The following is a 12,224-nucleotide window of genomic DNA, read 5'->3' as shown; positions in this document are numbered from 1 at the left end:
CCATACCCCGTATATGTATGTTAGTATGGGTGTGCAAGAATAAAATCCCACTTCAAAGGAGAGTCATCATGAAAATCGCAATCATGCTTTTCGATGGAATCACAGCATTAGATGCCATAGGTCCATATGATGTATTTGCTGCTACACTGAAATGTGAAGTGAAGTTTGTCGCTAAGAAAAAGGGGTTAGTCAAACTGGACTCAAATATGGGTTATTTGCATGCCGATTACAGTTTTTCTGAAGTACCTTCAGCTGATATTCTTGTTGTTCCAGGCTGCAGTCCGCCAAATTATAAAACTCCAATGAATGACGAAGAAACGTTAAACTGGATTCGCCAAATACATGAAACTACGAAATGGACCACGTCGGTTTGTAATGGCTCTCTGATTTTGAGCGCCGCAGGCTTGTTAAATGGAACCGTAGCCACCAGTCATTGGGGCTCCTTAGACCTGCTTCAATCTCTTGGAGCCATTCCAACAGATGAGAGAGTGGTTCGTCAGGGCAAAATCATTACAGCAGCCGGTGTCTCCTCTGGTATTGATATGGCACTCCAGCTAATAGCATGGGAATTGGGAGAAGACATGAGTAAAGGAGTCCAGCTGATTTTGGAATACGATCCTCAGCCTCCGTTTGACACGGGTTCACCCAAGAAAGCACCTGCTATATTGGTAGAACAAATAAGAGGTATGTTACAAGAGTTTGCAAAAAGGGAGCCTCATGTGTAAATCAAGAATAACAAGATCTCTTTTCGGTATTAGCTAGGCTCAATAGGTTTGTATTTTTATTTACAATGCCCCCTATTTCAACTAATATAGTTTACACATAGTAAAGGGTTACATAGTGTAAAGGGTTGGAGGGGGTTACAAACATGAGCAGCTTACCTAAGTCTGCTACATTTCCGCTTTTCATTCTGATGCTGAATTTGTTTATTGCTTTATTGGGTCAAGGCATGGTGATTCCCATTCTGCCTGAATATCTGAAACAATTTAATGCGGCAGGAGCTGCTGCGGGGTATCTTATTGCCGCATTTGGAGCAGCACAGTTTATTTTTTCGCCCCTAGGTGGGCAGCTTTCGGATAGATGGGGTCGAAAATCCATGATCATCACCGGTCTGTTTTTAACGGTCATTTCGGATCTCATGTTTGCTGTATCTACGACATTGCCCCTTTTATATATTGCCCGATTTATTGGGGGGATGGGTATTGGATTAATGGTTCCTTCCAATATGGCCTACGTTGCTGATATTACCACTCCTGAAACTCGCGCTAAAGGAATGGGGTACTTGGGTGCTTCCATGAATTTGGGGATGGTGCTTGGTCCGGGGTTAGGCGGTATGATCGCTGAGTTTGGCATAAGGGTGCCCTATTTTTTTGCTGGTGGACTTGGACTTGTTGCTACGCTGCTTAGCTTGTATATGCCAGAGACATTACCCAAGGAAAAACGAAAACCCGCTAGCCATTGGGTCCGCCGGGAACCCATTCGCAACCAAATCCTAAATTCATTTCGGACATCCTATTTTCGTTATCTTCTCCTCATTCTGATCATGACATTAGGTTTGATGAATTACGAAACAGTGTATGCTCTTTTTGTGGAACGAAAATATGGTTTTGATGCCACTAAAATCTCAATGATCATTACGGTTGGTGCAATTATAGGCATCGTTGTGCAGATATGGCTACTTGATTATCTCATCAAGAGACTTGGTGAGATGAAGCTTATACGTCTTTCTTTGATCATGACAGCCATCGCTTTACTGTTAATGATCATTAAGATTAATCTAGGTTATTTGCTGGCGGTATCTGCTCTGTTTTTTGCTTTTAATGCCTTCCTAAGACCAACGGTAAGTACAATGATCGCGAACTCAGCTGGTGATCGCCAAGGATATGCCGCTGGATTGAATACGACGTATACCAGCCTAGGCAATATATTGGGACCCATTTTAGCGGGCTTGTTGTTTGACAAACACATTCATATTCCTTATATTTTTGGTGCACTTATCCTTGCATCTGCCCTTTTCTTAACCTTACAAAAATCGAAAAATAAGAAACGGATGGTTGTGAATGACTGAGAACTGGCACCAGAATTTAAAAAACAAAAATCGGGAAGAACTCATTGCGGCTGCGAAGGAACTTTTTATGAAGCAAAGCTTTCTCAAAGTTAATATTAAGGATGTATGCAACGTGGCTGGTGTAAGTCGGGTCACATTCTATAAGCACTTTCAGTCCATGAACGAACTGATCTTTGAGGTCCAGATGGAAATTCTTGAGAGCATGACCGAATTTGTTAGAAGGGCACCTTCAGCTGAAATGAGCGGGAAGAAGATGCTTACTTCGATGCTTGATGCATGGATTAATTACGCTTGGCAACATCCGGAATACATCAAGTTTATTCTTTTATTCGATCTGCATTACGAAGCTTATGATTCAAATCAAGAACTCAAAGAACAGTACAACAATTTTGTTAGCCGGGAAAAGGAACGACATTTCCTGATGGATGCTCTGGAAGCTGGATTCCAAGATGGATCATTAAAGTCCGACACGGAGCCCTTGAAGACCGCTCATTTTATCTTCACGTCTATGATGGGTATACTCCAGAAAATGAGTCTGACGTCCAAGGACGAACGGAATAACGAACTTGAGGATATAGAAATTGCTAACCGATTTGTGGGGATGTTGATTCAGTATTTAAGTCCAGAAAGTGATGAATCCCCTACCTTTTAGGTAGAAGTCGCCTGCTACATTCCAAAGGATTATAGATCGTCCAATGGTGTGAAATAGAAGTACACGGCTCAGTCTGTTAAACTGTGAAAATAGAGCGATTTCAGATACGTTGTCGTGTTAGCCTTATCTATTTAGTGGAGGTGCGGGGATGAACGGAAGTCTGTTTGAGCCACGGCTACGTGACGGGGATTATATTCCCCGTTTTTTTGCTTACTATTACAAGCAATGGCATGACTATACCATGTCTTACCACGATCATCATTCCACTGAAATTATGTACATGATTTCCGGCTTTTGCAGGGTAGATGTACAAACGGGAGAGAACACGGAAGAAAGCATCACGCTGCGTAAAGGCGAGTTTATTATGCTGGACGCAGGTGTACCGCATCGACTGGTGGTGGAAGGAGAACAACCGTGCCGGATGCTAAATGTAGAGTTTGGTTTTACGGAAGGGGTGAGGGTAGGGCCGTCTATCCGACAAATCGCAACGGAGGAGCAGGAGGTCACGACTCTCATGTCACGTCCGTTCCCGTATCTGGTACTATCGGACCCGGAAGAGGTATATTATGCGCTGAAAAGTCTCGTGCTGGAGCTGGACCAACGAAAAGAACAGCCGGGTGCAATGGCAGAGATGCTTTTTATGCAATTGCTAGTACGAATTGCACGTCTACGGGAAGAGGCAGAGCGTAGCAACACGCAGCAAACGGATATGTACATCAAACGATGCATTGAATTTCTCCATCTGAACTATGATCGAGAGATTGTGGTCAAGGACATGGCGGCGGCCGTGAATCTGCACCCAGGTTATTTGCACCGTATTTTCAAAAAACATACGGGGCTAACACTCACCGCGTATTTAACAATGCTGCGAATGGACAAGGCCCGTATGCTTCTTCAGCAAACGGACATTCCCATTCAAGAAATTGCCGATTATGTAGGCGTAGCCAGCAGGCAGTATTTTCATATGCTGTTCAAAAAGCACACAGGCCAAACCCCTGTAGAATACCGCTCTGCTGTAGAGCGCAATGTGAGGAACTATGCGGAGGAGGAAGGGGACTGAATATATAGGAAGTTTTATGATTTATTCATATTCGCGTGGAGCTTACCTGATAAAAAGGTAGGCTTTTTTTGATTTTGAAAATAGGCAATTGGATTCAGGTTCAAAAGAATCATTTTTTGGGAATTGAAATTCATATGATTATTTTAAATTGAAGATGTTCATAGGCGAATTAACTTTATTTCTTTGAAAATGAAGACGTATTTTCACAAGTATGGATGCTTGTTTTGGGTAAAAAGAATCTGAATGATAGTAAATTTTTCATTTTTATGCATGATAATAGGTCTTATATCTTGATTGTTTTATAAGAGTTATAAATTGACAATAACAAAAACACTTCGTATGATACCTATAATGTAAGGTATAAATTGGAATTCAAATGGTTCTTTGGATTCAATTATGTTATAAAGTTCCATGAAATGAATATTGAGATTGAACATATAAAGGAGTTTTACCGTCGATGGGACATATGGATGAACAAATTGCAGACATGATTAATACTGCACGGAAGGAACAACAGGGTGCATCTGGTCTCCCGAAATCGGATTTACACAATTACATAGAATCTGAGAGCGGCTTGGAACTTTATCCACTTAAGATGCTGGACGGAGAACGAATCGCTTTTGCAGAACGTCCTTTGCTGAACGACAAAATTTCGATATGGTTGCCCCGGACTTTCACCGAGATGGGTGAGCGGGAGATTGAACTTAAATATCCTTCGAGTTATCGCCCACCGCTCGTTTTGACCGATCCAACAGGGGAGATCAATTTTTCTTTTAACCTGACACCAAGCGAACTGACGGATGAGGAGCTAGAGGCGTTCACCAGCGAGATGATCTACATTTTGCACCACACGCAAAAGTTGACGGAATGGTATGCAGACGGTGTGTGCAAGGTGTACGGACGACGGGTCGGATACTGTGAATTTATGACTCCGGCTTTGAATACGCGTCTGTATAATCTGACCTTTTTTGCAGCTCTGGAAGGGCATGCGCTTATATGCTCATTTAACTGTACGGAGGAACGTATGGATACATGGCGTCCGGTCGCTCAACGTATGATGACCACACTAAAAATCCTGCCTAGTGAGGCTGAAGGAGAAGGAACATGGAGCAGATAAGCACCACCTATTCTAATCTGAAAATCACGCCTTATCAGCTTATCAATGTACAGGAGTTCTACCTGGTCAAGCAGCTGAACGACCACACTCGGTTGCGTTTTACCGCTGTCGTGCCTGAGGAACTAAAAGATACTTATGTGGATATGACCAAATTTGACTCACCTGTCGGAATCTCGCAGCTGGCTGAGGATGGCACGGAGGTTCCCTTGTTTAGCGGAACAGTGCTGGCGATTGAAGTGAAGGCGGTACGAGATGTGTACTACCTGGAGGTAGAGGCTGTGTCGCATACCTACAGGCTGGATGTACGCCCCCAAAGTCGTTCTTTTCAGGACAAAAATATGAAGGTGGATGAACTGCTGCGTCGTATTTCGCTTCTTTATCCTAGCTTGGACATCATGGATTCGGCCACCGGAGGAGCGTCGATCGGGCGGATGTGGGTGCAGTACCGCGAGACTGATTGGGCTTTTCTCAAGCGGCTGGCTTCCTATTACCATACCTCCCTTATGCCCGCGGCCATATTTGATACCCCAAAGTTCTATTTTGGCATTGAGGAAAGTGGAACAGCCGTTCAACTGGACAATTATCATTACACGGTAAGCAAAAGAATCTCGGCATATCGCTACTTTGCAGGCAATGATACAGCTTCGGTGGACGAGCAGGATTTTCTCGATTATACCGTTGAAACAGAGCAGGTGCTGGAACTGGGCAATGAAATCCAATTCCGTGGCAAAACGCTATATGTATACGAGGCACAAACTCGTATGACGCAGGGAGTACTGCTGCACACATATACCTTGACGACACATAAGGGGTTGCGACAGAAAGCGTATTATAACGAGCAGTTGACGGGTCTGTCTCTGGAGGGAAAAGTGATCGCTGTCGAACGTGATCGGGTTAAAGTGCATCTGGATATCGACCCGGAGCAGGACAAAAATACAGCCCACTGGTTTCCATATGCAACAGGGTATAGTGCAGAGGGGCATAGTGGCTGGTATGTGATGCCTGAGCTGGGGGATAAAGTGCGTATTTATTTCCCGAACCAGCATGATGACGAGGGCATCGCGAGTAGCTCGGTCCGGCAGGATCGGGGGGATGGCGGCCACAATCATTTGAAGCATCCCGACGTAAAAATTTTCCGAACGCCACATGGTAAGGAAATCCGCTTGACACCGGACGAGGTGGTGATTACCGGCAAGGATGGCGCTGTTTTCATCAAGCTGAATCAGGGCGACGGTATTCATATGGTGAGCAACAAAGATATTCATTTTTCGGCAGGCGGTAACATCCACATGGAGGCGGGGCAAAAGGTGACTATTTCCGCCGGTCAGGAAATCAACCTGTCCAGCCGCAGCAGCCATATTACACTCGGTGGTGACACATCGGTCGTTGGCAGCGAAGTCAAAACGAATTGACGGAGGAAGCAGACCATGGCAAAAGAAAAAGCATCCATGACCATTCAGGCCGGATCAGGTGCAAAAAAAGGATATGTGGTTGCAGGGGCTATTTTGAAATGCAACCGTGGTACACAACCCACCCGGCTCAAGCGTCCGTTTAGCCACGGTGTTTACATCAAGGACAAGGCCCAGATGAATGTGGGGGATCACGAACCGGGAGTTCATATATCTGGGTTTGGTAACTGTTTTAGCTCGGCCAATCCGGCGGTTCAAAATAGCGAGATGGTGGACATTTTCGGTGTGAAGAAGGCGCCTTGTGTTCCGGTCATTCTTCGACCCTGGATTGGGGGCAAGCAGGATGTGCTCGTCGAGGGACAGCCTGCCTTGCTGGAGTATTGTACCAATGCCTGCCTGTATTGCGGAGCAATAACGATTGAAAATGACGGGCAGAATCTGGAATGATAGTGGGGGTTTCTCATCAAATGGACAAGGTGCAGGAAACATCCGGTTACCGTCATGTGGAATTACTGAGTAAAGTTCCGCTGCAAACCATGACAGACATTCGTATTGAGCGTAGATTGGGCGACCATGTGCGTTTGGTAGTAAGTGGTATCGTGCCGGAGGAAAATCAGGAACGGTTTATGGAGTTAGAGAATGAAGCCGAACCGGTTGAAGTCATCGAAAAGGACAAGGATGGCCAGCGGCTGCGTACGTTGTTTCATGGACAAATGACGCGTATCACGCTGAAGCAGGTACACGGTATTCATTACGTACAGTTAGAGGCCATATCGCATACGATTCGGCTCGATGTGAGGCCTGTGACCCGGTCTTTTCAAAATCATACCATGACGTATGGGCAGCTGCTGAAGCAGGTACTTACTGGTTATACAGGCGCAGATGTGATTGATACGGTCAGCGGGGGTGCTCAACTGGGCGCTTTGACATTGCAGTACAGAGAAACAGACTGGGCATTTTTGAAAAGGATGGCTTCCAGATTTGGAGCTGTGCTTGTGCCTGAGGCTGCCGCAGATGCCCCCAAGTTCTGGTTCGGTATTCCCGAGGGGCGACCCGCAACACTGGATGAGGTCCCGTATCGTTCAAGAAAAAGCTTTGTCGGCGCAGATGGGGCTTTTTCTGACGGGGACGGTTTGTCATGTGGAGCATCGTCGGTGTACGAAGCCGCAGCAATCCTTGGCGGCCCTCTTCCAGGATCGGGTCATGTGGACGACGGAATAAAATATTTTTGGAGTGATTCAAGCAGCAGTGAGCGACTATCTGCTGTCAGCGTGGATGGCTTCATGGGTAGAGCATTGCCTGGAGGAGCAGACCTTTGGCAAAGACAGCCGGGGATTCAAATCGGTATGCGCCATAACGAAGCCAACACCCCCTATGGTACGTTCTATACTGTGGAGAGTGCACGATATTTCCGCCCGGGAGATGTACTCTCTTTTCAAGGCAAGGAACTGCTCGTTGCGGATATCGTGTCCCGGATGGACCGGGGAATGTTTTTACATACCTATACACTGGTTTCTGAAGATGAAATTCGGCAAAAGCCGATCTGGAACCATTCAGTGAGAGGGGCCTCCCTAGAGGGCCAGGTACTGGAAGTTGAGCGGGATCAGGTACGTGTACATCTCACCATAGATGCTGTACAGGAACGGGAAAAGGCATGCTGGCTCCCCTATGCAACAGGCTATAGTGCAGAGGGCCATAGCGGCTGGTATGTGATGCCCGAAAAAGGAGACATGGTGCAGGTACAGTTCCCGACTTTGCAGGAGTCGGATAGTTTTGCAGCCAGGTCTGTGAGGCGCAGTGGCAAGCCTATACCCGAGTTAGGCAATCCGGACATTAAATACTGGGGCACTCCTCATGACAAGCTGGTTAAGCTAAGCGCGCAAGAGCTGCTGGTATCGGCTAAAACGAATAGCGTATATATTTCACTTGATGCAAAGGGAATACAGGTACACAGTGACCATATGCTTTCAATTGCGGCCAAACGGGAGCTGACGATCCATGCGGAGGACACAGTGGATATAGCGGCAGTCGAGGCCATTTATTTGCAAGCAGGCAGCAGCAGTATGGTGATGGATGGCGAGACGGATATTCGTGCATCCAGGGTTAAACTGGATGGATTTACAAAACGCCCTGTTTTCGTAGCGGATTTAGAGCCTGTACCGGAGCCGCCGCTGATGTCCATTCAGGCTTATCAGGCTGCTCATGCGCCCAAAAGTACTGGCGGATCTGGAGCGGGCTCACCTAACGGAGGAAACTCAAGTGGTGGCCAGGCGAGGAAGACAGGTGCTTCACCCACCACACCTGCATCGCCGAAGGCAAACCTGCTTGGGGGGATACTAAACGTAGCTCAGAAGGCGCTGAGTATCATCGGTACGGTTCCCGTATTGGGGACGCCTGCCCGGATGGCGAACAGCAAGCTCACTTCGATTCGCCGTGACGTTGCCAAGGGAGGGCCAACCCGTGCCTTGAAGTATGCGGCCGCTGGTTTATCCATGCTGGCAGGCGTGCCATCAGGAGGCTGGGCTGTGCTGGGCGGAAGGAATCTGGCGCGGGAAGCCGCAGCCTTTAGCCGCCGGGTAGCTGCTTATAAAAAGAACGGCGTCGGACAACGCTACGCCTCCGCTTACAGGGGCAAAGTATGGACAGCAGCCCGCAACGTCGCTAGTTCCAGATCATTAGGGGAGCTAGCGAAAAATCTAGCCCATAATATGGACAAGCTGAACACGGAGTATCACAAAATTCCGCTTGAAGTGAGAAAAGGTTGGCGGAATAAGGAAGTTGAACAGTTACAACCCTTAGATGCCACCGGAGCGAAGAAAATTCTTGATGAGAAATTTGGTTCCATTAATCAAAATGACCAAAATAGAAATCTTGAATTTGAGGAATATGTTAAGAATGTAATGGTGATGCGTGAAGGAGAAACAGGTTTTTTAGAAGAAAAAGAAAGATTAAGGAATGAGTATGAAAGATATTATAAGTTTAATCCAAATAGGGATTTTGAAACTTGGTTTGCAAGGCTAACACAAACGAGTAAAGTAGAAAGTAACTCGGAGACAAAAGCCCAGTGGGCCTTCGTAGAGCTGATTTTAAATAAAAAGGATCCGTACCCTAGGCCAGTAAATCCCGAGCTAAAAGGAAAAACAGAGCCAGATGTTCGTTTAGAAACTGTGATGAATGCAGGAGCCAAAAAAGCGGAAAAAGAACAAGCTGAAGCTGATCTAAGGCGATGGTATCAAAATTTATACAAGGGTAAGCAACAACAGACTTTTGAAGAATGGTTTGCCCATCTTACAAGTAGTGATAAGATGGAAGCCGAGCAGGCACTAAGTGAATTCCGTGGGAAGATAGCATTAGAGAGCGCAATTTCTCAAGCACAGTTCGAACTCATAATTTCCACCGCATCTATTTTCCAATCAAGACAGAGCACCCGCCCGACTCTTGGTATTGTTTCTCGCGGCATGTCAAAAGGAACAGGGGCTATTAAGGGGAATTCTAAGATACTAGAGGAAACTGATATTGGTTCAACAATCAAGAATAAATTTCCTGATGAAGGGTTACCCAAAGACGGGAAAATACTAACATATACTTTAGAGAATGGAAGGATTAAAGGAATTAACGGCAGGACGCAAGTGGATTTTGTTATAGATAAAAATGGGAAATTAGTAATTGGGAAAAGGCATCATACCCTAGGCAATCGAGATGAGGTTCTTGCGGCAGGGCAATTGAAAATAAATGGACAAGGAGAAGTAAGACGAATTGACAATAAGTCAGGTCATTATCGGCCGACAGTAGCTGAAGCATCAAAGTATCCAGAACTCTTTGAAAAGGCTGGAGTAAAAGTAAAAGGAGGATGGATTGAATTATATAAATTTGAGATAAATAAATCGGGTTATCTTACAGAAGCTGAAAAAGTGGTAAGCAAAAAAATAAAATAATAGGAGTATGTTAAATTGGAAAATATAACACAAATGAATAAGCAACTTTTTAGAGAAAACTTATTAAAGACTGTTGATGAAATCAGAATACAAAAAGAATTAATAAATCAGGAGATTAGGTTTATTGTTGAACCTGTGGAGGAGCGTAGCAAAAACTTAAATTCAACAGATGAATGGATCAAATTAACACTTCTGAGTAAAGAGAATACTAATGGGAGGTATCTAGAATTAGAAGAAGTTATAAAACTACTTACTGGTTTAATTCCTTTAGTACCGATTTGGTTGAATATTTCTTTTGAAGAGATAAAAGATGATGTAGCAATTTTTAAAATTCAAACAAGCTTAAGATTCCGCAAACCTAGCATATTACAAAATCAAGAGACAGGTCATCCTCCGTTCAAAGCAGTATTTTAGACAAGTTGAATTCCTTGAATTCGAATAAAATAATAGGGTTTATATAGGTGTTTAAAGTGTCCAAAAGCCCCTAATGAGAATAAATATATTCAAACTGAAAAAAATGTTGATTTATGAATAATTAGTAATATGAAAAGACGATCGAAATCTAAGATGATCAGTGAGAAAAGATTAAAGACGCGTTACCACCGGAATGAAAAAACACAGAGCGACCTGAAACAGACAATCGGGTGATGCTCAAAGCGATATCGTGAGTCACCCGCACAGGAATGCCATGGCACAATATGCTAGACTATTATCCTTCCTGGTCCTCGTTATACACCTGGTTCCGCCGCTGGAAAATCGCTGGCATCTGGGAACGGGTTTTAGAGCATATTTCAATGGGCAACGAATTTTAGGGGGCAGTTCGCCTCGGGTCCATCCATAGGAAATACTCCCCCCTTTTGCCCTGGTTCCATGCTGATAGACAAGAACAATAGTCGCATCGTATCTTCCCTGGACATTCCCAGATGCTGAATAAGCTTCTCACTGGCGACGGCTTTGTGAATACCGGGAACCATGACCCGCTGTCCTTGCCGAGAGCAGATATGGTATATTGAATAACTGCAAAATTCCCCTGAAATTCTTTTTTTTGTTCAAAAGGATTTCCAAAAACACTCCTTGTTCAAATCTCTACGATACAGATTGTCTTCTCCTACAATTAGGCCAGTGATAAAAGGATACGAACGCTCTTCCTTTCTATCTGGCTGCGGGAACATTGTCCACATCACCCATAGATAAGCCGCTCCACATGGGGGAAAAAGTTTTTACTCGCAACGAGTCCCCCGTTCGATTCCAAATAAAAGTCCATTCCATGCAGATCAAAGTAGTCGATCATATGCTTTACATCTTCATCCGATACTTTGTGATGATATAGCATTTTGCCTTCCGTTTCTAAAAAGTCCCCGCCAGCGCCAATGATCCCGTCGAAACCAACCTCCATGTTAAAATCATAAATCTCCGCTTTGGATCGGCCTGTGTATAAATAAATGAGCTGCTCGTTCTTTATGGACTGGATACATGCTGTTTTCGCAGATTCGGGAATCATGCTGTCGTCATCCACCAGTGTTCCATCTATTCTATATCTAAAAAGATGATCTTTTTGTTCATCTCAGGTGTTCTATGCTCTCGAATGTTTTCTCTTATGTTACTAATATGTTTATATTAGGTATATATTGAATTTGAAAAATATAACAAGGAAAAGAGGGAATCGGGAATTAGAAGATGGATAAGTAGCTCCTGTCAATGTGACTAGAAAAATAGCTATCCGGGGGATTTTTTGATTTTATCGAATAAAGAAGGCATATCTAAGTAGAGCAAAGGTGGATGTCATTAACTAACCTGACTGAAGGTCCTTGTGTGTTCGATGGACGGGGCGGAGGTGGTGGCCCTAGCATAGCAGAATTCAAACAATATTTCTCACAGGTGGGAAAACAACAAATCTCCGTGAAAATATCTTCCAATAGTGTCTCAGTGAAACAACAGTCTGGGAAAATTGGGACTTAGGGAACTTGTTATGCTAAACCAACT

The 12,224-nt window shown here is 44.6% G+C and carries 10 protein-coding genes and 1 pseudogene; 10 read left to right on the top strand and 1 reads right to left on the bottom strand.

Annotation, left to right across the window (positions count from 1 at the left end; genetic code table 11):
* The first annotated feature begins 68 nt into the window (after window positions 1-68).
* The 10 genes and pseudogenes from ACWA2B_RS23025 to ACWA2B_RS22980 form a co-directional block, all read left to right on the top strand.
* Window positions 69-725 (top strand): DJ-1/PfpI family protein, encoded by a 657-nt coding sequence (locus tag ACWA2B_RS23025; protein WP_039269397.1) that lies wholly within the window; start codon window positions 69-71, stop codon window positions 723-725.
* Window positions 726-868: 143 nt separating this feature from the next.
* Complete coding sequence (locus ACWA2B_RS23020; RefSeq protein WP_069010341.1) at window positions 869-2,068, top strand: MFS transporter; 1,200 nt, start codon at window positions 869-871, stop codon at window positions 2,066-2,068.
* Entirely contained in the window at window positions 2,061-2,720 is a 660-nt protein-coding gene (locus tag ACWA2B_RS23015; RefSeq protein ID WP_069010342.1) for a TetR/AcrR family transcriptional regulator, read from the top strand. Before ACWA2B_RS23020 ends, ACWA2B_RS23015 begins: the two co-directional genes overlap by 8 nt.
* A gap of 148 nt (window positions 2,721-2,868) precedes the next feature.
* The gene (locus ACWA2B_RS23010; protein ID WP_069010343.1) at window positions 2,869-3,780 is read left to right on the top strand and encodes an AraC family transcriptional regulator; all 912 of its coding nucleotides are present in this window, start codon (window positions 2,869-2,871) and stop codon (window positions 3,778-3,780) included.
* A 457-nt stretch (window positions 3,781-4,237) separates the two neighbouring features.
* A complete protein-coding gene (locus ACWA2B_RS23005) occupies window positions 4,238-4,897 on the top strand; it encodes a hypothetical protein (RefSeq protein WP_449292651.1) in 660 nt (219 codons plus the stop codon).
* A complete protein-coding gene (locus tag ACWA2B_RS23000) occupies window positions 4,885-6,309 on the top strand; it encodes a hypothetical protein (RefSeq protein WP_341071741.1) in 1,425 nt (474 codons plus the stop codon). The genes ACWA2B_RS23005 and ACWA2B_RS23000 overlap by 13 nt, the downstream gene beginning before the upstream one ends.
* A gap of 15 nt (window positions 6,310-6,324) precedes the next feature.
* Window positions 6,325-6,753, top strand: coding sequence for a DUF4280 domain-containing protein (locus ACWA2B_RS22995; protein WP_341071742.1), 429 nt, complete (start codon window positions 6,325-6,327; stop codon window positions 6,751-6,753).
* A 20-nt stretch (window positions 6,754-6,773) separates the two neighbouring features.
* Entirely contained in the window at window positions 6,774-10,241 is a 3,468-nt protein-coding gene (locus tag ACWA2B_RS22990) for a phage baseplate assembly protein V (protein WP_449292650.1), read from the top strand.
* A gap of 15 nt (window positions 10,242-10,256) precedes the next feature.
* On the top strand, window positions 10,257-10,655 hold the full coding sequence (locus tag ACWA2B_RS22985) for a hypothetical protein (protein ID WP_264454097.1): 399 nt from the start codon (window positions 10,257-10,259) through the stop codon (window positions 10,653-10,655).
* 266 nt (window positions 10,656-10,921) lie between these two features.
* Window positions 10,922-11,053: pseudogene (locus ACWA2B_RS22980) on the top strand (hypothetical protein); the annotation flags it as partial.
* 368 nt (window positions 11,054-11,421) lie between these two features.
* Here ACWA2B_RS22980 and ACWA2B_RS22975 read toward each other — a convergent pair.
* A complete protein-coding gene (locus ACWA2B_RS22975) occupies window positions 11,422-11,757 on the bottom strand; it encodes an HAD hydrolase family protein (RefSeq protein ID WP_342425741.1) in 336 nt (111 codons plus the stop codon).
* Between the last annotated feature and the right edge of the window lie 467 nt (window positions 11,758-12,224).

The sequence above is a fragment of the Paenibacillus sp. CMM36 genome (genome assembly GCF_053570945.1).
This window is presented reverse-complemented; position numbering and strand designations above follow the sequence as displayed.